We start from the raw sequence: 22,410 nt of genomic DNA on the forward strand, positions 1-22,410 counted from the left end.
CTGAGCCCTCATCTGATCCGTTGGGGTGACCTTATCGCATGCAGCTGCGGCGCGCCACCGTGCCCGGCCCGTCGGGCTGGGCGCCGAAACCGCCAAGCCGCAGCGACAGGTCCAGGCTGGTTTCCGCCCGCAGCAGGTCCGAGCTGCTGAAGCGCCGCGACAGGCCCGATTCGACCGTGATGCATTCGTTGCGATAGGCCACGCGCAGGGCCGCGCGCTGTGCGCGGTCGGCGGCGAAATCGTATCGCGTCTCGGCCCGGCCCCACCAGCCGCGGGCGATCTGCCAGCCGATATCGGCGGACAGTTCGCTGGCATCTGTGTCGCGTCCCTCGTCCTCGTCGCGGTCGATCCAGATATAGCCGGCCGAGACCTGCAGGTCCGGGCGCAGCCAGCCCACCCGCAATTCGTTGCGCGACACCGCCAGGTCGTCGTCGAACAGCGCCCGGTTCGCCACCGCCAGCCCCGTGCCGCTGTCGTAATTGGCCGAGATCAGCCAGTCCGAGGACCGCCCGCCGAGCGGGCTGTCGGGGGCGAAGCCGTCCGCGTCGCGCGCGCGCAGCACCCGCCCCCCGGTCAGGCCCAGGGACCAGCCGGCCGGGTCGAACCGCGTCCAGGTCGCGCCGATATTGGCCCGCAGCCCGGTCTCGCGCGCGTCCCAGCCCGGAAACCGGTTGTCGGAGAACAGGTTGCCCTCGTCGAATTCGATCAGGCGGCTGTCCTCGTTGGGGATGTCGTCGTCGCGCCCGCGCGGGGAATAGAGGACCTGGATCACCGGCTCGACCATATGGGTGGTACCGCCCGACTGGCCCGCCAAGGGCCAGCGCAGCTCGACCCCGGCCAAGGGATCGACGCGGCCCACCACCGGGTCGAAGCGGTCGTCCTGGGCGATGCGATAGAGATCCGCATCAAGCCCCGCCAGCCCCGCCGCGACCACGCCGCCGGGCAGGATCTTGCTGCGCCGCCAGTCCAGCCCCACCGATCCGCGCGCCACGTCGCGCCCGACGCGGTTCGCGTTGGACGGCCGCCTGTGGGCATGGACCGACCATTCCAGCACCGCCTCGCCGCCGATCAGGTCCGGGGTCAGGCGGCGCATCCAGATCGCATCGGCCACCTGGGCGGGCGAGGTGGAATTCGGCTCGTCCTCGCGCAGCGATTCGTAATTGCCGACCCGGCCCCAGAACAGCTTGTCGCGGCGGACGCGTTCGATGCTGACCCCGCTCCACAGCCGGTCGGCATCGGTGATGCCGTAATCCAGCAGATAGGCGCGGTCGGACGCCGCCTGCAGCTGCAGCGACAGGCGATAGTCGCGCGGCAGCAGGAACCGCCCCGCGCCGAAGACATAGCCGCGCGTCGATCCCGGCTGCAGGTCGTCGCGGCTGATCGCGGCGTTCCATTCCGTGGCCCCCGAGGCGAAGGCCTGGCGATAGCGGGTCTCCAGCGTGCGGGTGCGGTCCAGCGACAGATAGGGGGTCAGCGTGATGTCCGCGTGATCGCCCAAGGTGCGGAAATAGGGCAGCTTGACCCCGAAACCCAGACCGGAGGTCGTGCGGAACTCGGGGCGCAGAAAGCCGCTGCGGCGATCGACCGTCGGATCGGGCGCGGTCACGGTGAAGGGCGCATAGGCCAGGGGCACGCCCAAAGCGCGGAACTGCGGGCGTTCGAAGGTGATCAGCCGGGTCTGGGCGTCATGGGTGATGCGCCGGGCGCGGATCTCCCACAGGGGGTTGTCGTCGCCCGCGCAGACATGACAGGCCGATGCGACGACATTGCCCAGCTCGGTGATCCGGCCGCCCTCGCGGCGGGTGACCCGGTCCGAGGCCAGCTGCAGTTCCCGCGCCAGGACCAGCCGCGCGCCCAGGATGATGCCGTCCTGCAATTCGCGGTCCAGCTGGGCGCTGTCGGCGATCAGCACGGCCTCGGCATCGGGATCGGCGGCGCCGGGGCGCGACAGATGGATCGGCCCCGCGATGGTCAGATCGCCCGACGCCCCGTCCACCCGCACCGATGACGCGACCAGCCGCGCGCCTTGGTGCCAGACCACCACCCCGCCCGAGGCGACCAGCGTGCCGTCCCCCTGCAGCTGGACCGCATCGGCCAGCACCGTCGCGGGCGCGGTGGCCGTGGCGGGCGCGGTGCCGCCCGGCAGGGTCACAATGGTGTCGGGTTCGGCGGTGGGCGGGCTCTGGGGGTGGGGGTGCGGTCGCCGACCGGGTTCGAGCCCAGGGCCGATGCCTCGGGGGCCAAGGCCGTCACCCCGCCGAAGGGGCCGGTGGGGGCGATATTGGCCATGCCGGGCATGGTCAGGATGCCGGGCGCGATGCCGGTGCGTTCGGGGCTGACCTGCGCCGCCACGGGCTGGGCCAGGCCCGCGATCAGCGCGGCGATCACTGCGGGGGCCGCGCGGCCATGTCTGGGACCCATCATCCGTCCTCCCGTCGCAAGATCAGGCCCAAGGCCAGCATCGCGCCGACCAGGGGCGGCGTCCAGGCGGCCATCGCCGCCGGGATCTCCCCGTTATCGCCCAGAACCTGCGCCAGATTGCGCAGAAAGAACAGCGCGATCCCCGCGCCGAAGGCCATCAGCACCGCCGCACCCGTGTTGCGCCCGCGCACATGCTGCATGGTGAAGGCGGCGGCGATCATCACCATCGCGGCCATCAGGAAGGGGCGGGCCAGCTCCATCTGGAACCAGGTCTTGTGGCGGGACGCGGAAAAGCCCGCGCGTTCCAGCCCGGCGATGAAATCGGGCAGCTGCCAGACCGGCACCGATTCCGGGCGGCCGAACCCGTCGCGGATGCGCTGCGCCGTCAGGTCGGATGCCAGCCGCATGCTGTCCTGACGCGCCACACCGGCCTGGGGGTTGGGCTGGTCCAGCGGGAAATCGCCCACATCGGTCAGGGCCCATGCGCCGGGTTCCAGCCGGGCCTCGCGCGCCTCGATGCGCCGCACTGGGCCCGCATCGGCATCGAAGACCAGGAAGCTGGCCCCATAGAGCGTCAGCCCGTCGGCGCTGGTGCGGGTGGCGCGGATGACGATCTGGCCGGCCTCGCGCCCGTCCTGCTGGACGGCCTGGCGTAGCCAGACGGCGCTGTCGCCCAGGCTGACGGTCTGGCTGCCGGCACGGTCGATCCCGGCCACGGCCTCGTCGTAGAGCGACCCGGTCGCGGCGACCAGGGGGTTCAGCAGCCCCACGGCCAGCGCGCCCACCAGGATCGCCGCACCGACCGGCGCCCGGATCAGCCGCAGCCCCGACCGCCCCGATGCGCGGATGGCGACCATCTCGGAGCTGCGGGCCAGCCCGAGAAACAGCGCGATCCCCGCCAGCACCGTCATCAGCGGCAGGATCGCATAGAAGCTGCCCGCGATGTTCAGCCCGGCCAGCCGCGCAGCCCCCGCCAGGCCGATGTCGCGGCCCGAAAAGCGGCGGATCATCTCGATCATGTCGATCAGGAACAGGATCAGCAGGAACACCCCCGCGATCAGCAGGAAGGCCCGTAAAAAGCGCCGCGCGACATAGAAGGCCAGGATCATGCCCGCGCCCCCGTTTTGGGCCCGCGCGGCCGCGCCGCCAGCCACAGCAGCGCCATCGACAGCACCGCCCCGAACCCCGCCGGCAGATAGAGGATCGGCCATAGCGCCGCGTCGCGCCCCACCTGGTTGGCGGCGGCGTTGGACAGGAACTGCACCGCGATCAGCCCCAGGATCGCCCAGCCCACCTGCCGCCAGACCCCGAACCGCGAAAACCCGCCGATCAGCAGCGTGGCAAAGCCCAGCATCGCCGCGATGGGCGACAGCAGGGGTTGGGCCAGCCGCTCATGCGCCTCGCGCCGGGCATCGCCGGGGGTGGCGCCCGTCGCCTGCAGCAGCGCCGCATCGGGCGACAGCAGGGCCAGCGTGCCGAAATCGCGCAGATCGCGCCGCCGATCGCCGCCGGCCGAGAACAGCGCCCCGATGTCATAGCTGAATTCGTCGAAACGCGTCACCGACAGGGCAGGCACGCCATCGCGGGGGCGCAGCTCCTGGGCCATGCCCTCCAGCAGGATCAGGACGGGGCCGGTCTCGGTCCGCACGACCAGCGATTCCTGTGCGGTATAGGTCACCTGCCGCGCCGGGTCGCGGCCATCCTCGATGAACAGGTCCAGCAGGCGGCCATCGGCCGCGATGTCGCGGATGAACAGGGTGACGTCGGATGCCGGATACTGGAAGGCGCCCGGGCGCAGGAACTGGGCGGTGACGTTCTCGGCGATCTCGGCGCTGCGATCGGCCAGGCGGGCGCGGGCCATGGGCACCAGCCCGTGGACCAGCACCGCGACCATCAGCCCGACCATGATCCCGAAGACCAGGACCGGCCGCGCCAGCCGCCACGGCCCCAGGCCCGCCGACTGCATCGCCACCAGCTCGGATTCCCCGGCCAGGCGGTTGGTGCCATAGGCCGTGGCCGCGAAGGCCGCCACCGGCAGCACCACGGAAATCACCAAGGGCAGGGTCAGCGCCGTGAATTCCAGCACCACCAGCGCGGTCTGGCCGTCATTCAGCAGATCGTCGAACAGGCTGACCGCCCGGTTGATCCAATAGACCGAGACCAGCACCAGCGCGAAGAAACCGAACAGCGTCAGCAGTTGGGCAAGGATATAGCGGTCGATCCGGGGCATGCGGGCATCCTGCGTGACGTTCCGTCCTGCTTAGCGGCAAGGGCGGCTCTGGAAAAGGGCCGGACGGGGGTCTAGGGTCGCCCCCAACCAGACGTGAGGAAGCCATGACCCAGCCTGTCGAAATCACCTTCACCGAAACCGCGCCGGAAAAGCTGGTCGATCACAAGGGCCGCGTGGCCTTGGTGCTGACCGCGCCGGACAAGCTGCCGGGCCGCCTGCCGCGCGCGGCGCGCGACGCCGCCACCCGGGCGCTGGCCTCCAAGGCGGGGCGCGCGCTGAAGCCGGGCCAGGTGCTGGAACTGGCCTTCCCTGCCGGCATGGCCGCCGATGCACTGGTGCTGGTGCATCTGCCCGCGGGTTCCAGCCAGGCCGAGGCGCGCCGCGCGGGCGCGGCCCTGGGCGCGAAACTGGGCACCGCCCATACGCTGGTCATGGCCGGGCCCAGCAAGCTGGCGGGCGATCTGGCCTTCGGGCTGGCACTGCGCGGCTATGACTTCGATGCCTACAAGACCAAGCCCGTCGATCCCGATGCCGCGCCGAAATCCGGCGCCACCATCCCCGAGGCCGAGGCCGCATCCGACGACGCGGTCCTGTCCGACGCCCAGGCCGCCGACCGCGCCGACGCACCCGCCGAACCCATCGGCGACCGCGCCCGGGTGACGATCATGGTCAAGGACCCCGAATCGCTGGCCCGCCAGGCCCGCGACGCCGCCGCCGTGGCCGAGGGCGTGTTCTTCACCCGCGATCTGGTGAACGAACCGGCCAATGTCCTGACCACCACCGATTTCGCCGACCGCCTGCTGGCCATGCGCGAACTGGGCCTCGAGGTCGAGGTCCTGGACGAGGACGAACTGGCCAAGCTGGGCATGCGCGCCCTGCTGGCCGTGGGCCAAGGCAGCGAATCGCCCTCCAAGGTCGTGGTGATGCGCTGGAACGGCGGCGGGGACGAGGCGCCCTTGGCGCTGGTCGGCAAGGGTGTCGTCTTCGACACCGGCGGCATCTCGATCAAGCCCGGCGCAGGGATGGAGGAGATGACCATGGACATGGGCGGCGCGGGCGTCGTCGCGGGCACCATGCGCGCCCTGGCCCTGCGCCGCGCCAAGGCCAATGTCGTGGGCCTGGTGGGCCTGGTGGAAAACATGCCCGACGGCCGCGCCTATCGCCCCGGCGACATCCTGAAATCCATGAAGGGCGACACGATCGAGGTCGTGAACACCGACGCCGAGGGCCGCCTGGTCCTGGCCGATGTCCTCTGGTACGCGCAGGAAACCTATCAGCCGCGCGCCGTCATCGACCTGGCGACCCTGACCGGGGCGGTGATCATCGCGCTCGGCCATGACAATGCGGGCGTCTTCTCGAATGACGACGCGCTGGCCGACCAGATCCTGGCCGCCGCCCGGACCGAGGGCGAGGGCGCGTGGCGCCTGCCCTTGGGCAAGTCCTATGACAGCCTGATCAACTGCCGCCTGGCCGACATGAAGAATACCGGCGGTCGCGCGGCGGGCTCGATCACCGCGGCCCAGTTCCTGGCGCGCTTCATCAAGGACGGCCAGCCCTGGGCGCATATCGACATCGCGGGGGTGACGCTGCCGCCCTCGGCCACGGACCTGGCGCCCAAGGGCGCGACGGGCTGGGGCGTGATGACGCTGGACCGCCTGGTCCGCGACCGGTTCGAAGGCCAGTGATCCCGCGACCCCGCCACCTCCCGTCCCCCCCGACCGGGGGGCGGGACCCCATGGCCGCATCAGGGCGCTGAGGGCCCATGGTCAAGGCGCTGTTCTACCACCTGACCCGCAGCCCGGCCGAGGATCTCGTGCCGGTGCTGCTGACGCGCGCGCTCTCCGCGGGCTGGCGGGTGGAACTGCGCGCCCTGTCGCCCGACCTGCTGGACCGCCTGGACGGCCATCTGTGGCAGGGCGATGGCTTCCTGCCGCATGGCCGCGCGGGCGGGCCGCATGACGCGCGCCAGCCGGTGCTGCTGACCGCCCCCGACCAGCCCGCGTCCAACGCCCCCCAGGCCCTGATGACGCTGGAGGGCGCCCCCCTTGACCCCGCCGCGCTGGTGCCCTTGGAACGCTGCTGGATCCTCTTCGACGGCCACGACCCCCAAGCGCTGACCACCGCCCGCACCCAATGGCGCCAGCTTTCCGACGCCGCCATGACCTGCGAATACTGGTCCGAGGAATCCGGGCGGTGGGAACGCAAGCGCTGACGCCCGCCCCTTCTCCGTTGCCCAAATACCCAAAGCCTCACGCCGCCTGATGCCCCGCCAGCCGGGCATGCAGATCACCGCGCGACAGGCGCCCCTTCGGCCCCTGCATGACGGCACGCCCGCGCTCCATCACCAGGAACGCGTCGCCCAGATCCCATGCGAAGTCGAAGAACTGCTCGACCAGCACGATGGCCATGTCGCCCCGGTCGCGCAGGGCGGCGATGACCCGGCCGATCTGGGCGATGATATTGGGCTGGATCCCCTCGGTCGGCTCGTCCAGCAGCAGGATGCGCGGTTTGGTGATCAGCGCCCGCGCGATGGCCAGTTGCTGTTGCTGGCCGCCCGACAGATCGCCGCCGCGACGCCCCGCCATCTCGGCCAGAACCGGAAAGCTGTCATAGATCTCATCGGGAACGCGCCGCTCGGCACGGGGCAGGCAGGCAAAGCCTGTCTCCAGGTTCTCGCGCACGGTCAGGGTCGGAAAGATCGCCCGCCCCTGCGGGACGTATCCCACCCCCATCCGCGCCATCCGCTGCGCCGAGACCCGGCCAAGCGCCGTCCCGTCCAGCGCCAGATCGCCGCCGGATCGCGGATGCCGCCCCGCCAGCAGCTGCATCAGCGAGGTCTTGCCCACGCCGTTATTGCCCATCACGCAGGTCACCGCGCCGGGCCGCGCGGTCAGGTCGATCCCGTGCAGGATCTGGCTGCCGCCGTAATGCAGGGTCAGGCCCTTGGCCTCCAGCATCGCTCACCTCCCCAGATAGACTTCGATCACGTCGGGATTGCGGGTCACATGGTCCAGCGACCCCTCGGCCAGGACCGCGCCCTGATGCAGCACCGTCACGCGGCAGTTCAGGCGGCGCACGAAATCCATGTCATGTTCCACCACGACCACCGCCCGCGTCTCGGCCAGCCGGCACAGCAGCGTCGTCGTCAGCTCGCGTTCGGCCAGGGTCATGCCCGCCGCCGGTTCGTCCACCAGCAGCAGCTGCGGGTCCGAGGCCAGCAGCATCCCGATCTCCAGCCATTGCTTCTGGCCGTGGCTCAGCTCGCCCGCGCGGCGGGGCAGCGCCTCAGACAGGCCCACCTCGGCCGCCAGTTCCGCCACCCGCGCCGCGCTGGCGGCCGAGGGGCGCCAGCGCAGCACGTCCAAAGGCCCGCGCGGGGCCTTCAGCGCCATGGTCAGGTTCTCGGCGACGGTCTGATCCTCGAAGACCGTAGGGCGCTGGAACTTGCGGCCGATGCCCGCGCGGGCGATCTGGGCCTCGTTCATCTTCAGCAGCGACTGCGAATTCGGACCCCACAGGACCTGCCCCTCGTCGGGGCGGGTCTTGCCGGTGACGATATCCATGAAGGTCGTCTTGCCCGCCCCGTTCGGCCCGATCACCGCGCGCAGTTCCGCCGCGCCGATGGAAAAGGACAGGTTGTTGATCGCGCGGAACCCGTCGAAGGTCTTGCTGATCCCGCTGACTTCCAGAAGCGCGCTCATGCCCGGCCCCCCTTGCGCGGCATCAGGTCCACCACCCCCGCGATGCCGCGCGGCGCAAACAGCGTGACCAGCACGAAGGTCACCCCAAGCGCGACCTGCCACCAATCGACCCAGTTGATGACATAGCCCGGCAGGGTGATGGATGGCGCCCGCCCGCCGGTGAACCAGCTGGACAGAAGCGACACGATCACCGCCCCGATCACCGCACCATAGAGCCTGCCGCGCCCGCCGATCGCCACCCAGACCGCCAGATAGATCGAGGCGATGGGCATCATTTCCGCGGGGTTGATGATCCCCGCCTGCGGATAATACAGCGCCCCCGCCAAGGCAGTCATCATCGCGGCGATGGTGAAGACGACCAGCTTGAACCCCTCGACCGGGTAGCCCAGGAACCGCACCCGCGTCTCGTCGTCGCGGATGGCGCGCACGACGCTGCCGAACTTGCCGCTGACCAGCCAGGCGGCCAGCGCGTAGCCCAGGGCCAGCGCCAAGGCCGATCCCCAGAGGAACCAGACCGACAGCACGGCCTGGCCGCGATCCTCCAGGCCGGGGATGTTCTGCAGGCCCGACAGCCCGTTATTGCCGCGAAACCCGCTGTCGTTCTGAAAGAGCCACAGCGCGAGCGCCAGCGTCATCGCCTGCGTCAGGATCGACAGATAGACGCCGTTCACGCGCGAGCGGAAGGCCAGCCAGCCGAAGACCAACGCCAGAAGGCCCGGCACCGCCAGCACCAGGATCAGCTGCAGGGTCAGCGAATGGGCGAAGCTCCAGACCAGCGGCAGGTCCGACGATCCGACCACGCCGAAGATCTGGTTGGTGACCGCGTCCTGCAATTCCTGCGCGGTGGCGGGGATGGGCTGCTGGGCCAGCTGGGCCGCGACGATGGTCTCGGTCCGGGCATACATCAGCCATTGCCCGATCATGTAGCCGCCAAGCCCGAAGAAGGCCATCTGGCCAAGCGACAGGATGCCCAGATAGCCCCAGACCAGATCCATCGCCACCGCCGCCAGCGCCAGGCACAGGGTCTTGCCCAGAAGCTTGATCATCGAGACCGGGATCGCGCCCGATCCATAGGCTGCGCTGCCCGCGGTGACGGCGGCGGTGAAGACCGCCAGCACCGCCAGCACGACCAGCACCGAGGGGTGGCGCAGCACGAAGGGGGTTCGGGTCATGGCTCAGGCCTCCGCCGCGCGGCCCTTTTGCGGGATGATCCCGCGCGGCCGGAACTGGATGAAGATGATGATGAAGAGGATCATGAAGGTCTGCGCCGCCAGCGTGTTCGAGGGGTTCAGCGATTCGATGATCTTGGACAGCCCGCCGATCAGCGTGGCCCCCGCCAGCGTGCCCCAGATATTGCCGACGCCGCCCACGACCACGGTCATGAAGCTTTGCACGATATATTGCTGGCCCAGTTCCGACGTAACCTGCGCGAAGAGCCCGATGGCCACCCCCGCGATCCCCGCGATGCCGGAGCCGAGACCGAAGGTCATCATGGCGATCCGGTCGGGGTTGATGCCCATGCTGGCCGCCATGCCGGGGTTCTGGGTGACCGCCCGGACCTCCAGCCCCAAGCGCGTGCGCTTCATGATGAACAGGAACAGCGCCAGGAACATCAGCGCCAGCACGAAGATCGCCACCCGGATCGAGCTGATGCCGATCACGTCGTTGATGGTGATCGACCCCTCCAGCCAGGCGGGGGCGGTCAGGGGGCGGGCTTGGGTGCCGAAGACGTTCTTGGCCAGCTGCTGCAGCGCGATGGAGACGCCGAAGGTCGCCAGCAGCGTCTCCAGCGGGCGATGCGCCAGATGCCGGATCACCAGGCGGTAGAGGACCACCCCCGCCAGCGCCGTCACCGCGAAGGCCAGGGGCAGCGCCACGATCAGCGACAGGGTGCGGTCGGCAATGATCGTCTGGACGGTATAGGCGGTATAGGCGCCCATCATGATGAATTCGCCATGCGCCATGTTGATGACCCGCATGACGCCGAAGGTGATGGCCAGCCCGATCGCCGCCAGGAAATAGATCGAGGCGAGCGACAGCGCGTCCAGCCCCAGATCGATCCCCTGCATCGCGGCCAGCCGCACCTGGGCGCGGGTCTGCGCGGCCTGGGCGGCCTCGGTCACCGTTGGGTCGGCTTCGGCATAAAGGTCGAAGAAGCGGTGCGCGTCCAGCGCCGCGTCGATCTCCGCCGTGGTGGCGGCGGGGGGGACGGTGCCTGCGGCCTCCAGCGCCTCATAGGCGCGGTCGCGCTGCGCGGGGTCCGACAGCAGGGGCACGGGGATGCCGCCCACGCGGCCATCCACGATGTTGGCGGCAAGGCGCGTGCGCTGTTCGGCGGGCGTCAGGGCGGGGTCCAGCGCGCCAGCATCGACCAACATGGCGATGGCGGCCTGGCGCGGCAGGGCGTCGCTGCCGGGGCTCAGTTCGCGCGCGACATTGCCCGTGGGTTCGTCCTGCGTCACCACGCGGCGCGTGGCCAGCAGCGGGTTCAGCGCGGCGCGGAAATCGAGGCCCACATCGCCCGCCAGCCCTTGGATCGCGGCCACGCGGGCGGCGCCGTCGGGGTCGTGCTGGATGGTCAGCAGACGCTCCAGCCGCGCCTTGCGGGCGGCGAGCGCGGGGTCGGGATCGTCCAGCGCGGCGCGCAGTGCCTCCAGCCCCGCGGCATCGGCGCCCCGCGACAGGCTGTCCAGCGCGGCCGCGCGCCGGGCGGGCGAGGGGTCGGACAGCGCGCCCGCGGCCAGCGCCGCCTCGATGACGCCGCGAACGCCAGCATTGGGGCGCAGCGTGCGCGGCGCGGGCGTGATGGGCGTGCCCGTCACCGCATCGGTGGCCGTGTCGCCATCCACGATGGCCGCGCGCCCGTCATCGGTCAGCCCCAGCCTGCGATCGGCCCAGGCCTGCAAGAGCGCCAGCCCCTCGGGGCCGGTGGCGGCGATTTCGGCCACCAGCGGCTCGACCGTGCGGCGCGAGGGCTGTTCGATCTGGTCCAGGTTCCCGGCGATGACGGCGTCCAGCGCGGGATTGGCGGTGGCGGCCAGCGGCAACAGCGCCAGCAGCGCCGCCAGAAGCGGGGCGATCAGGAAGGGCACGCGCATATCCTTTGGCAAAAGAGGCCGGGCGCGGTCACGCCCGGCCTTTGGCGATCAATAGTTCGACTGGACCTGCACGCAGCTGTCCGTCTCGGTGTTCCACATGCCGCAGCCCTTGCCCGGCCAGTCGGCCTCCAGCACCGCCGATTCGGGCAGATGGTCGGTCCAGGCGTCGCCGGGGACAGGCTCGGTCTGGCTGACGATGTCGAACTGGCCGTCGGCGCGGATCTCGCCGATCAGGACGGGCTTGGTGATGTGGTGGTTCGGCAGGACCGTCGCGGTGCCCCCGGTCAGGTTCGGCACCTCGATGCCCACGATGGCGTCGAGGACCGGGTCCACATCGGTGGTGCCCGCCGCCTCGACGGCCGCGACCCATGCGGAAAAGCCGATCATCGTGGCCTCCATCGGGTCGTTCGTCACCCGGTCCGGGCCCATGAAGTCCTGCCAGGCGGCGATGAATTCCTCGTTCTCGGGCGTCTCGGCCGACTGGAAGTAGTTCCAGGCCGCCAGATGCCCCTCCAAGTTCGCGGTATCCAGGCCCGACAGCTCCTCCTCGCCGACCGAGAAGGCCATCACGGGAATGTCGTCGGAGGAGATCCCCGCCGCCGCCAGCTCCTTGTAGAAGCCCACATTCGCGTCGCCGTTGATGGTGGAGACGACGCCCACCTTCTTGCCGCCCGCGCCAAGCGCGACCACGTCGGACACGATCCGCGACCAGTCGGAATGGCCGAAGGGGGTATAGTTGACGAAGATATCCTCGTCCGCCACGCCATTCGCCTTCAGATAGGCGTCGAGGATGTTGTTCGTCGTGCGCGGATAGACATAGTCCGTCCCCAGCAGCGCCCAGGATTCGACACCCAGCTCCTCCATCATGTAATCGACGGCCGGGATGGCCTGCTGGTTCGGCGCGGCGCCGGTATAGATGACGTTCTTCGAGGATTCCTCGCCCTCATACTGCACCGGATAGAACATCAGGCCGTTCAGTTCCTCCAGCACGGGCAGCACGGCCTTGCGGCTGACGCTGGTCCAGCAGCCGAAGATCACGTCGACCTCGCTGACGGTCAGCAGCTCGCGGGCGCGTTCGGCGAACATCGGCCAGTCGGAGGCCGGATCGACGACCACCGCCTCCAGCGGGCGGCCCAGCACGCCGCCCTTGGCGTTCTGCTGTTCGACCATCATCAGGACGGTGTCCTTCAGCGTGGTTTCCGAAATCGCCATCGTGCCCGACAGCGAATGCAGAACGCCGATCTTGATTGGCTCGCCGTCCTGCGCATGGGCCATCGTGGCCAGCGTCAGCGCGCTGGTCGCCATCAGAATGCCGGTCAGTTTCTTCATGGGGTCCCCGTTTCCCTGCGCCCCGCGCGGGGGCCATTCATCCCTGACGGAAGGCTCGTCGCGGCCTTCGCAGGTGCAGAAAGAGCGGGATTTCGGGCAGTTGGCGAGGATTCGGGCAGGGTTGCGCGCGCCGGTTCCGCCAATGGCGCGCAAGCAGGCACCTGCCGGGGCAGATGCCTGCGGCTTAGGCGGGGGTCAGGCCGCCTTGCTCGATCAGGAAATCGACGATCTGGTCCACGCCCGCGCCATGGCGCAGCTGCGCCATGACCACCGGCCGCGTCCCGCGCGAGGCACGCGCATCGGATTCGAGCAGCGCCGCGTCCACGCCCACATGCGGCGCGAGGTCGGTCTTGTTGACCACCAGCAGGTCAGAGCGCGCAAGGCCGGGCCCGCGCTTGCGCGGGATGTCCTGACCCGCAGCCGTGTCGATCACATAGATCGTCAGGTCCGCCAGTTCCGGGCTGAAGGTCGCGGCCAGGTTGTCGCCCCCCGATTCGATCAGCACCAGATCCAGGTCCGGGAAGGCCGCGTTCAGGTCGGCGATGGCGGCCAGGTTGATGCTGGCATCCTCGCGGATGGCGGTATGGGGGCAGCCGCCCGTTTCCACCCCCCTGATGCGCTCGGCGGGCAGGACCTGGGCGCGCATCAGCGCCTCGGCATCCTCGCGGGTATAGATGTCGTTGGTGATCACCGCCATGGACAGGCGCGGGGCCAGGGCGCGGGCGATCTGTTCGGTCAGGGTCGTCTTGCCGGCGCCGACGGGGCCGCCGATGCCGACGCGGAGGGGGCCGTTATGGCTCATGATCGGAAGATCCTCGTGGTCATTGTTTCGTGGCGCATGGCGGCAATGTCGGCGCCCCAGGTGGCGCTGGCAAGGGCGTCGATGCCGGCCCCGGCCGCGCGGTCTGCGGTGGCCAGGATGGGCGCGCGCATCGCGGCCAGCAGGCGCTGGCCCTCGACCGGGCCGAGCGGCAGGAACCGCACCGCCGCGCCGATCAGCCCGGCGGCCTGGGCCTGCAGGAAGGCCGCGATGATCTCGGGCGCGGGCAGGGGCAGGGCGGCGCAGGCCCGGCCCACCGCGACGGGCAGGGCGGCGGGCGGCTGGTCGGTCCCGGTCAGGGCCGCGACATTGGCGGCGAAGGCCGTTCCCTGTTCGACCGTCTCGGTCAGGCGCTGGCTGGTCAGGCAGGCCGCGCGGGCCAGATCGTCCAGAGCCGCCCGGTCCGCATCCGTCCGCAGCGCCAGCGACAGCAGCACCGCATCGGTCCAGCCCGATCCGCGATGCAGCCAATCCTCCAGCCAAGGGGCCAGCCCGGCGCGATCCGCCAGCCCTTGATCCATCGCCCATTCCAGCCCCTGAGACCAAGCGAAACCGCCCACCGGAAAGGCGGGCGACATCATCTGCTGCAGGCTCAGCCGGGCGGCGTCAGGCGTGGTCATGCGCCTCGGCATGGGCATGGGCATGGGCATGGGCGTGGGAATGGGCATGCACATGTTCGCCCGCCCCGTGATGGTGCCCGTGGTGGGATCCGTGGTCATGGCCGAAGGTGCGGCCATGGCCATAGGCGCCGCCCTCGGGGCGGAAGGGCAGGTCCTTGCGGCAGAGATCGGCGCCCAGCTGGCGCAGCATCGCCTCCAGCACGTGGTCCTGACGGATGATCAGGCGGTCGGCCTCGATCCGGCAGGGGGTGTGGCGGTTGCCGATATGCCAGGCCAGCCGGGGCAGGTTGCCGCGGATGATCAGCACCGGCTCGGGCGCGGCGCGCACGACGATCTGGCGGCCGTCGGACAGTTCGAACGCGTCGCCGTCGTCCAGGCTGGTGACCTCGGGCAGGTCGACCATGAAATCCCCCCCCGCGCAGGCCAGGCGCTTGCGGCGCAGCAGGCGGCCTTCGTAATCCAGCGCGATCTCGCCGTCGAAGGGCGCGGGGGCGTTGCGGATGATGGAATGAGCGGTTGCAATCATGGTCTGGTCCTCCCTCAAAAGAGGAAATAGCGTTGCGCCAGCGGCAGTTCCGTCGCGGGCTCGCAGGTTAACAAAGATCCATCGGCGCGGACCTCGTAGGTTTCGGGATCGACCTCGATTGCGGGCATGGCGTCGTTCAGCGCCATGTCGGCCTTGCCGATACCGCGGGTGTCTTCCACCGCGATCAGAGTCTTGGACAGATGGCCGGCGGCCCCGGCCTCCAGCCCCGCGCGGGACAGGAACAGAGCCGAGGCACGCCCCGTATGCCCCCACATGGGTCGCGAGAAGATCGGCTGCACCGGGATCGAGCCGTTGGGATCGCCCATCTGCGCCACGCTGATCTGCCCGCCGACCAGCACCATCTCGGGCTTGGCCGCAAAGAAGGCGGGCGACCACAGGACCAGATCGGCGCGCTTGCCGGGCGTGATCGAGCCGATATGGGTACTGACCCCATGCGCGATGGCCGGGTTGATCGTGTATTTTGCGATATAGCGGCGGGCGCGCAGGTTGTCGTTCTGGCCCTGCTCGCCCTCCAGCCGCCCGCGCTGCTGGCGCATTTTGGACGCGGTCTGCCAGGTGCGGATGATGACCTCGCCGATCCGGCCCATCGCTTGGCTGTCCGAGGAAATCACGCTGAAGGCACCCAGATCGTGGAGGATATCCTCGGCGGCGATGGTCTCCTTGCGGATGCGGGATTCGGCAAAGGCCACGTCCTCGGGGACGCGGCGGTCGAGGTGATGGCAGACCATCAGCATGTCCAGATGCTCCTCGACCGTGTTGGCGGTATAGGGGCGCGTGGGGTTCGTAGACGAGGGCAGGACATTCGCCATGCCGACCATGCGGATGATGTCGGGGGCATGCCCGCCGCCCGCGCCTTCGGTGTGATAGGCGTGGATGGTGCGCCCGCCGATGGCGGCCATCGTGTCCTCGACAAAGCCCGATTCGTTCAGCGTATCGGTATGGATCATCACCTGCACGTCCATCGCATCGGCCACGGTCAGGCAGGTGTCGATGGCCTTGGGCGTGGTGCCCCAATCCTCGTGCAGCTTCAGCGCGCAGGCGCCGGCGCGGATCTGTTCCTCCAAGGGCGCGGCCAGCGAGGCGTTCCCCTTGCCCGCGATGCCGATATTCACCGGCAGCTCGGCGCAGGCCTCCAGCATGCGGGCGATGTGCCACGGCCCCGGCGTGCAGGTCGTGGCCAAGGTGCCATGCGCGGGGCCGGTGCCGCCGCCCAGCAGGGTCGTGACCCCGGAATGCAGTGCATGATCCACCTGTTGCGGGCAGATGTAGTGGATGTGGCAGTCGAACCCGCCGGGCGTCAGGATGCGGCCTTCGCCGGCGATGATCTCGGTGCCGGGGCCGATGATCAGGGTCACGCCGGGCTGGGTGTCGGGATTGCCCGCCTTGCCGATGCCCGCGATGCGCCCGTCGCGGATGCCCACATCGGCCTTGACGATGCCCTGATGGTCAAAGACCACGATTCCGGTGATGACCGTGTCCATCGCGCCGCCCGCGCGCGTGATCTGGGACTGGCCCATGCCGTCGCGGACGACCTTGCCGCCGCCGAACTTGACCTCCTCGCCCGGGATGGTCAGGTCGCGTTCGACCTCGATGATGATCTGGGTGTCGGCAAGGCGGATGCGGTCGCCGGTGGTGGGACCGTAGAGCGCGGCGTAATCGGCGCGGGACAGCGTCGTCACAGCGCACCCCCGATCCGGCCGCGAAAGCCGTGCACGATCCGGTCGCCCGCGTAATCGACCAGCGTCACCTCGCGCGACTGGCCGGGCTCGAACCGGACGGCGGTGCCTGCGGGGATGGCCAGGCGCATGCCGCGCGCGGCCTCGCGGTCGAAATCCAGCGCGGGGTTGGTCTCGGCGAAATGGTAATGGCTGCCGACCTGGATCGGGCGGTCGCCGGTATTGGCGATCATCAGCGTGATGGTGCGGCGGCCCGCATTCAGGGCGATCTGGCCGTCGGGGGTGATGATCTGGCCGGGGACGGGATGGGTCATTCGGGGGCCTCGTCGCGGATCGGGTGATGCACGGTCACCAGCTTGGTGCCGTCGGGAAAGGTCGCCTCGACCTGGACCGATTCGATCATGCCGGGGATGCCGGGCATGCATTGATCGGCGCGGATCACATGCGCGCCCGCCTGCATCAGATCGGCGACCGAGCGGCCGTCGCGGGCGCCCTCGACCACGAAATCGGTGATCAGGGCGATGGCCTCGGGATGGTTCAGCCTGACGCCGCGGGCCAGGCGGTTGCGCGCCACCATGGCGGCGACCGAGACCATCAGCTTCTCGCGTTCGCGGGGGGTAAGGTTCATGGCGTCACACCTGCCAGGTTCGGGGAAGGGGGTCGGGGCGCAGCGCGGCCAGCGCGCGGGCGATCTGTCGGCGCAAAGGCCAGCCGTCGCCCGCCAGCGCGCGCAGGACCAGCCGCCCCGGCGGGGCGGATGCGGCGGCATCCACGCCGGGTTCGTCCAGGACCGCGCGCAGCGCCGCCAGCCGGTCGGGCGCGTCGGGCGCGGCCAGCACCAGGCTGGCCATCGCAGGCCGCCCGCCGGTCAGCGCATGGTTCGACAGCCGCGACAGCGCCGCATCGTCCAAGGCCAGCGCGTCGTGATGCAGGATGCGGCCCGCCCGCCGGATCACGCGCCGGTCGCTCAGCGCGATGCGGGTCGGGCGCTCGCCCATGGCCAGACGGCCCAGGACCAGCATCTCGATCATCAGGCAGCTGGCGCCGGGGGCCAGATCGACCAAGGTCACCCGGTCCAGCCGCGCGCCGTCATAGAGGATCGTCTCCTGCGGCAGCCAGTCGAGGCGGGCATCGGCGCCCAGGGTCAGGGTGACGCGGGCCTGCGCCGGGGGGCCTTCGGCGCGATAGGCGCGTTCGGCGGTCTGGGTGGTGGCCAAGGCGGCGGTGCCCGGGCGCAGGGTCACGCCGAATTCCAGCCGGTCGCCCGAGGCCAGCCCGCCCGAGGTGTTCAGGAACACGATCTCGGGCAGGCCCGCGGTCATGCGCGGCAGCATCGCCTTGGCTGATCCGCGCTGCGCCAGATCGATCAGCCCGCGTCGGCCCATGACGACTTGCGCCGCGCCTTGGCTGCGCTGCATCTGGGTCACGGGGGGGCGGGCGTCCAACATGGCCGCAAGGGGCGCCGGGTCGGGCGCCAGGTCAATCGCAGGAGGGGCGATTTCTGCCGATGGGCTGGGCAGAGGCGGGGCGTCTGCCCAATCGGCGGGCAGGGTGCCTGACGATCAGGCGGGCTGTTCAGCCATGGCGCTCAGCAGGCGGCGGCGGGCGGGGGGGATGGCGCGGATCTCGACCCCGGTGAAGACATGCATGGTCCGCAGCACCGGATCGACCACCGCATGGTCGCTGACCCAACCCCCCAAGGCCAGGTAGCTGCGCAGCAGGGGCGGCATGGCGGCCATGGCCTGGCGCGGATCGGCCGCCTGCCGGGCGCCGCGGGCAAAGCGGAAGACCTGCGGCGCCTTGACCCGCGGCCACCAGCGGCGCGGCGCCAGGTGGCGTTCGCGCAGCATGGCGAAGGCCTGGGCATGGGGTTCGGGCTCGCATCCCAGAAAGCTGGAGCAGCCGAACAGCATCTCGGTCCCGCTGTCATGGACAAATCGCGTCAGCGCCGCCCAGGCCAGCCGGATCACGTCGGGATCGCGGCAGTCGGGATGCAGGCAGAAGCGCCCCATCTCGACCATCGGCCCGTCGAAATCCTGCAGGGCGGCCAGGTCGTAGAACTGCGCGGAATAGCTGCGCGCGATCTGGGATCCGTTCTCCAAAGGCAGGAAGCGGAAGCTGCAGACCAGCCGGCCCTCGGCGTCGCGAATCAGCATATGGCTGCATTGCGGGTCCAGCGCGTCGGCCTCAGTCGCGTGGCCGTCATCGGCCTGGCCGGTCCGGGCGACGAAGGCCAGCCAGCGCAGGCGCTGCGCATCCCGCAGATCGGCCTGGTCCCGTGCCAGCCGGGCGGTGTACCGGCCCCGGATCATCGGCGTCATGCGGCAATCCCCACGCTGAAGGCGCGCCCCCCGCGGAAGGCACGGGCACCATAGCGCGCCCGCATGTCGGAATCACGACGTCCTTTCGCGGGACCGCCGGGCCGGGCCGTCAGTCCGGCAGGCGGTCGCCCAGAACGTCCTCGACATAGACGCGGCGGACCAGCACGATCAGGATCACCAGCAGCGGCGTCGCCAGCAGGATGCCGACCAGGCCGAACAGCCCGCCGAAGGCCATGATCCCCACCACCGTCAGCGCCGGGGGCAGGCTGACGGCAAAGCGCTGGATCATCGGCAGGATGATCTCGCCGTCGATCAGCTGGATCACGATGAAGAGGATCGCCACCTGGACCGCCAGCTCGAACCCCTGGGTAAAGGAGAAGAGGACCGCGATCGTGCCCGACAGGAACGGCCCCACGATGGGGATGATGTTGGTCAGCCCCGCGATCAGCGCCAAGATGAAGGCCAAGGGCACGCCCAGCATCCACAGCCCCAGCCCGGCCAGGATCGCCACGGCCAGCATGTCCAGCGCCTGGCCGCCCATCCAAAGGGCCAGGTTGCGGCCCATCTCGTCCAGGATGTTTCCCGCGCGGTCGCGATGGCGCAGCGGCACCAGCATGATCGTGCCTTGGCGATAGCGTTCCGCCTCCATCGCGATATAGAGCGCCAGGATCAGCATCAAAAAGATCGAGAAGACGCTGCCCACCGTGGCATTGACCGCGCCCGACAGGGTCTGGAACAGGTCGGGCAGGCGCTGCGCCATCTCGGCGGCGCGATCGGTCATGTCGGGGGCATCCTCGATCTGTTCCTGCAGGCTGGTGCCGATCTCGCTGGAGCTCAGCCAGTCGTTCACCCCGGCCCAGGCCTCCGGGACCGAGGCGGCCAGTTCCGCGAACTGTTCGGCCACGGCCTGGCCCGCGACGCGCCCCACGGCGGCCAGCGCCCCGATCACCGCCAAGATGACGACGATCACCCCGATCTTGACGTTCAGCCCCAGCCAGCGGTGCAGCATCCCCGCCCCCGCCCGCAGCGCCACCGCGATCAGCACCGCGGCAAAGACCAGCAGCAGGACATCCGCCCAGAACCAGGACGCGGCCAGCAGCACGGTCAGGACCGCCACCGCGATCAGCGTGCCGGGCGTGATCGCGCGTTCTGGGGCCGAGGGTGCGGGGCCGGGGGGCATGGGGGCCGGGGCCGCGGGCAGGGGGGCTGGGTCATCGGGTCTCCGGGTGGTGGTGTCGGTCGGGTTCCGCAAGCGTGGCGATCTTGCCCGCGCGGGGCAAGCCTGTTAACCGGACGCGGATTTCCCATCACGGCGGGCATAGCCCGCGACAATGACAAGGTGAAGACATGGCCATCGAACGCACGCTTTCCATCATCAAGCCCGACGCCACCCGCCGCAACCTGACCGGCAAGATCAACGCCAAGTTCGAGGATGCCGGCCTGCGCATCGTCGCGCAGAAGCGCATCAAGCTGTCGGCCGAACAGGCGGGCAAGTTCTACGAGGTCCACAAGGACCGTCCCTTCTATGGCGAGCTGGTCGAGTTCATGGCCTCCGAACCCGTCGTCGTGCAGGTTCTGGAAGGCGAGAACGCCATCGCCAAGAACCGCGAAGTGATGGGCGCCACCAATCCCGAGCAGGCCGATGCCGGCACCATCCGCAAGGAATTCGCCCTGTCGGTCGGCGAGAATTCGGTCCACGGCTCGGACGCCCCCGAGACCGCCAAGGAGGAGATCGCGTTCTTCTTCTCGGGCCTCGAACTGGTCGGCTGAGACCCGCCGCAAGGCATGGAACGGACGGACGGGGTCCCTGCGGCCCCGTTTCTCTTTGGCGCGCTTGGTTGCGGCAGCGCCCCGCAGCGGCTATGCCACGGGGGACGCAACGTTATCAGGGGGGTGCCATGCGGGCATTCGTGTTTCCGGGACAAGGTGCACAGACGATCGGCATGGGGCGCGAACTGGCCGGGGCCTATCCCGCCGCGCGGGACGTGTTCGACGAGGTCGACGAGGCGCTTGGCGAAAGCCTCTCGGTGCTGATCTGGGAGGGCGACGCCGACACCCTGACCCTGACCCAGAACGCGCAGCCCGCGCTGATGGCCACCTCGATCGCGGCCTTCCGCGCGCTGGAGGCCGAGGGCATCAACATCATGGACGCCAATTTCGTGGCGGGCCATTCGCTTGGCGAATATTCGGCGCTCTGTGCGGCGGGGTCGCTGAGCCTGGCGGACACGGCGCGGCTGCTGCGCCTGCGCGGCCAGGCCATGCAGGAGGCCGTGCCGGTGGGCCAGGGCGCGATGGCCGCCATCCTGGGCCTGGATTTCGAGACCGTGGACCGCATCTGCCGCGAGATCGGCGGGGACGAGGTCGTGCAGGCCGCCAATGACAACGATCCCGCGCAGGTGGTGATCTCGGGGCACAAGGGCGCGGTCGAGGCCGCGGCCGAGGCGATGAAGGCGGCGGGCGCCAAGCGCGCGCTGATGCTGCCCGTGTCGGCGCCCTTCCATTCGGTGTTGATGCAGCCCGCGGCCGCGGTGATGGCGGATGCCTTGGCGGGCGTGGACATCCAGCCCCCCGCCGTGCCGCTGATCGCCAATGTCCGCGCCGAGGCGGTGATTGAGCCGGGCGCCATCCGCCGCCTGCTGGTCGAGCAGGTGACCGGCACGGTGCGCTGGCGGGAATCCATCGCCAACATGGCCGAGGCCGGCGTCACCGAGTTCTGGGAGATCGGCGCGGGCAAGGCCCTGTCGGGCATGATCCGGCGCATCAGCAAGGACGCGACCGTGCGCAATGTGGGCGCCCCCGCCGATCTGGCGGCGCTGAAGGGCTGAGGGCGGACCGGGGCTCCGCCCCGGACCCCGGGGTATTTGCACAACGAAGAAGAGGCTTTGGGATGTTCGATCTGACGGGAAAATGCGCGCTGGTGACGGGTGCGTCGGGCGGGATCGGCGGGGCGGTCGCCGAGGCGCTGCACGGGGCCGGCGCGACCGTCGCCCTGTCGGGCACGCGCGAGGCGCCGCTGCGCGCGCTGGCCGAGAAGCTGGGCGAGCGGGCCCATGTGGTCACCGCGGATCTGGGGGATGCGGAATCCGTCCTGGCGCTGCCCAAGGCCGCCGCCGAGGCGATGGGTTCGGTCGACATCCTGGTCAACAATGCCGGCATCACCCGCGACAACCTGTTCATGCGCATGTCCGACGAGGAATGGGCCCAGGTGCTGGAGGTCAACCTGACCAGCACCTTCCGGCTGTCGCGCGCGGTGCTGCGGGGCATGATGAAGGCGCGGTGGGGGCGGATCGTCAACATCACCTCGGTCGTGGGGGCCACGGGCAATCCGGGGCAGGGCAACTATGCCGCCGCCAAGGCGGGGGTCGTGGGGATGTCGAAATCCCTGGCCTATGAGGTCGCCAGCCGCGGGATCACCGTGAACTGCGTGGCGCCCGGTTTCATCGCCACGGCCATGACCGACAAGCTGACCGACGACCAGAAGGGCAAGATCCTGACCCAGATCCCCGCCGGCGCCATGGGCCGTCCCGAGGACATCGCCGCCGCCGTGCTGTATCTGGCCAGCCCCGCGGCGGGCTATGTCACCGGGGCCACGCTGCATGTGAATGGCGGCATGGCGATGGTCTGAGCCCGCTTGGCCTGTGCAAAAG

At 70.0% G+C, this 22,410-nt stretch carries 23 protein-coding genes; 5 read left to right on the forward strand and 18 right to left on the reverse strand.

The annotated features are described in order from the left end of the window. Positions 1 to 31 precede the first annotated feature (31 nt). From JHW48_RS02380 to lptF, 4 genes are read right to left on the reverse strand one after another with little or no spacing between them, the layout of a single operon-like run. Positions 32 to 2,152 carry an LPS-assembly protein LptD gene (locus JHW48_RS02380; RefSeq protein ID WP_272835723.1) on the reverse strand — a complete coding sequence of 707 codons (2,121 nt, stop codon included), beginning with the start codon at positions 2,150 to 2,152 and terminating at the stop codon, positions 32 to 34. Further along, positions 2,149 to 2,424, reverse strand: a complete 276-nt coding sequence (locus tag JHW48_RS02385) for a hypothetical protein (protein WP_272835724.1) — start codon at positions 2,422 to 2,424, stop codon at positions 2,149 to 2,151. The genes JHW48_RS02380 and JHW48_RS02385 overlap by 4 nt, the downstream gene beginning before the upstream one ends. Then, entirely contained in the window at positions 2,421 to 3,530 is a 1,110-nt protein-coding gene (lptG, locus tag JHW48_RS02390) for an LPS export ABC transporter permease LptG (RefSeq protein WP_119887849.1), read from the reverse strand. Before lptG ends, JHW48_RS02385 begins: the two co-directional genes overlap by 4 nt. Next, on the reverse strand, positions 3,527 to 4,651 hold the full coding sequence (gene lptF, locus JHW48_RS02395) for an LPS export ABC transporter permease LptF (RefSeq protein ID WP_119887848.1): 1,125 nt from the start codon (positions 4,649 to 4,651) through the stop codon (positions 3,527 to 3,529). The genes lptG and lptF overlap by 4 nt, the downstream gene beginning before the upstream one ends. Before the next feature lie 104 nt (positions 4,652 to 4,755). Between lptF and JHW48_RS02400 the strand changes: the two genes are divergently transcribed. Both JHW48_RS02400 and JHW48_RS02405 read left to right on the forward strand, forming a co-directional pair. Further along, entirely contained in the window at positions 4,756 to 6,336 is a 1,581-nt protein-coding gene (locus JHW48_RS02400; protein WP_119887847.1) for a leucyl aminopeptidase, read from the forward strand. 77 nt (positions 6,337 to 6,413) lie between these two features. After that, a complete protein-coding gene (locus JHW48_RS02405) occupies positions 6,414 to 6,863 on the forward strand; it encodes a DNA polymerase III subunit chi (protein WP_272835726.1) in 450 nt (149 codons plus the stop codon). A 37-nt stretch (positions 6,864 to 6,900) separates the two neighbouring features. Here the strand turns inward: JHW48_RS02405 and urtE are convergent, their stop codons facing one another. The 14 genes from urtE to JHW48_RS02475 form a co-directional block, all read right to left on the reverse strand. Beyond that, positions 6,901 to 7,608, reverse strand: coding sequence for an urea ABC transporter ATP-binding subunit UrtE (gene urtE / locus JHW48_RS02410; protein WP_119887241.1), 708 nt, complete (start codon positions 7,606 to 7,608; stop codon positions 6,901 to 6,903). Between the two features lie 3 nt (positions 7,609 to 7,611). After that, entirely contained in the window at positions 7,612 to 8,352 is a 741-nt protein-coding gene (urtD, locus tag JHW48_RS02415; protein ID WP_119887240.1) for an urea ABC transporter ATP-binding protein UrtD, read from the reverse strand. Continuing rightward, positions 8,349 to 9,524 carry an urea ABC transporter permease subunit UrtC gene (gene urtC / locus JHW48_RS02420; RefSeq protein ID WP_119887239.1) on the reverse strand — a complete coding sequence of 392 codons (1,176 nt, stop codon included), beginning with the start codon at positions 9,522 to 9,524 and terminating at the stop codon, positions 8,349 to 8,351. Before urtC ends, urtD begins: the two co-directional genes overlap by 4 nt. Before the next feature lie 3 nt (positions 9,525 to 9,527). Further along, positions 9,528 to 11,450 carry an urea ABC transporter permease subunit UrtB gene (gene urtB, locus JHW48_RS02425; protein WP_119887238.1) on the reverse strand — a complete coding sequence of 641 codons (1,923 nt, stop codon included), beginning with the start codon at positions 11,448 to 11,450 and terminating at the stop codon, positions 9,528 to 9,530. 48 nt (positions 11,451 to 11,498) lie between these two features. After that, positions 11,499 to 12,779: an urea ABC transporter substrate-binding protein gene (urtA, locus tag JHW48_RS02430; protein WP_119887237.1), complete on the reverse strand. Its 1,281-nt coding sequence runs from the start codon at positions 12,777 to 12,779 to the stop codon at positions 11,499 to 11,501. Between the two features lie 184 nt (positions 12,780 to 12,963). After that, positions 12,964 to 13,581, reverse strand: a complete 618-nt coding sequence (gene ureG, locus JHW48_RS02435) for an urease accessory protein UreG (protein ID WP_119887236.1) — start codon at positions 13,579 to 13,581, stop codon at positions 12,964 to 12,966. Then, entirely contained in the window at positions 13,578 to 14,219 is a 642-nt protein-coding gene (locus tag JHW48_RS02440; protein WP_240637931.1) for an urease accessory protein UreF, read from the reverse strand. Before JHW48_RS02440 ends, ureG begins: the two co-directional genes overlap by 4 nt. Continuing rightward, positions 14,206 to 14,745 carry an urease accessory protein UreE gene (locus tag JHW48_RS02445; protein ID WP_119887234.1) on the reverse strand — a complete coding sequence of 180 codons (540 nt, stop codon included), beginning with the start codon at positions 14,743 to 14,745 and terminating at the stop codon, positions 14,206 to 14,208. The genes JHW48_RS02440 and JHW48_RS02445 overlap by 14 nt, the downstream gene beginning before the upstream one ends. A 14-nt stretch (positions 14,746 to 14,759) precedes the next feature. Beyond that, positions 14,760 to 16,445 carry an urease subunit alpha gene (ureC, locus tag JHW48_RS02450; protein WP_119887233.1) on the reverse strand — a complete coding sequence of 562 codons (1,686 nt, stop codon included), beginning with the start codon at positions 16,443 to 16,445 and terminating at the stop codon, positions 14,760 to 14,762. Further along, positions 16,442 to 16,756 (reverse strand): urease subunit beta, encoded by a 315-nt coding sequence (locus JHW48_RS02455; RefSeq protein WP_119887232.1) that lies wholly within the window; start codon positions 16,754 to 16,756, stop codon positions 16,442 to 16,444. The genes ureC and JHW48_RS02455 overlap by 4 nt, the downstream gene beginning before the upstream one ends. Continuing rightward, the gene (locus JHW48_RS02460) at positions 16,753 to 17,070 is read right to left on the reverse strand and encodes an urease subunit gamma (RefSeq protein WP_119887231.1); all 318 of its coding nucleotides are present in this window, start codon (positions 17,068 to 17,070) and stop codon (positions 16,753 to 16,755) included. Before JHW48_RS02460 ends, JHW48_RS02455 begins: the two co-directional genes overlap by 4 nt. 4 nt (positions 17,071 to 17,074) lie before the next feature. Next, positions 17,075 to 17,887, reverse strand: coding sequence for an urease accessory protein UreD (locus tag JHW48_RS02465; protein ID WP_205961961.1), 813 nt, complete (start codon positions 17,885 to 17,887; stop codon positions 17,075 to 17,077). Between the two features lie 117 nt (positions 17,888 to 18,004). Further along, positions 18,005 to 18,763, reverse strand: a complete 759-nt coding sequence (locus JHW48_RS02470) for a GNAT family N-acetyltransferase (RefSeq protein ID WP_119887229.1) — start codon at positions 18,761 to 18,763, stop codon at positions 18,005 to 18,007. A 109-nt stretch (positions 18,764 to 18,872) separates the two neighbouring features. Further along, a complete protein-coding gene (locus JHW48_RS02475; RefSeq protein ID WP_272835727.1) occupies positions 18,873 to 19,943 on the reverse strand; it encodes an AI-2E family transporter in 1,071 nt (356 codons plus the stop codon). Between the two features lie 167 nt (positions 19,944 to 20,110). Here JHW48_RS02475 and ndk point away from each other — a divergent pair, with 167 nt between their 5' ends. From ndk to fabG, 3 genes are all read left to right on the forward strand, one after another. Next, complete coding sequence (ndk, locus tag JHW48_RS02480) at positions 20,111 to 20,533, forward strand: nucleoside-diphosphate kinase (protein WP_119887116.1); 423 nt, start codon at positions 20,111 to 20,113, stop codon at positions 20,531 to 20,533. Positions 20,534 to 20,661: 128 nt separating this feature from the next. Then, positions 20,662 to 21,588, forward strand: a complete 927-nt coding sequence (gene fabD, locus JHW48_RS02485) for an ACP S-malonyltransferase (protein ID WP_119887117.1) — start codon at positions 20,662 to 20,664, stop codon at positions 21,586 to 21,588. A gap of 62 nt (positions 21,589 to 21,650) precedes the next feature. After that, positions 21,651 to 22,388: a 3-oxoacyl-ACP reductase FabG gene (gene fabG, locus JHW48_RS02490; protein ID WP_119887118.1), complete on the forward strand. Its 738-nt coding sequence runs from the start codon at positions 21,651 to 21,653 to the stop codon at positions 22,386 to 22,388. Positions 22,389 to 22,410 lie beyond the last annotated feature (22 nt).

Origin of the sequence: Paracoccus aestuarii (assembly GCF_028553885.1) — a bacterium.
GTDB lineage: Bacteria > Pseudomonadota > Alphaproteobacteria > Rhodobacterales > Rhodobacteraceae > Paracoccus > Paracoccus aestuarii.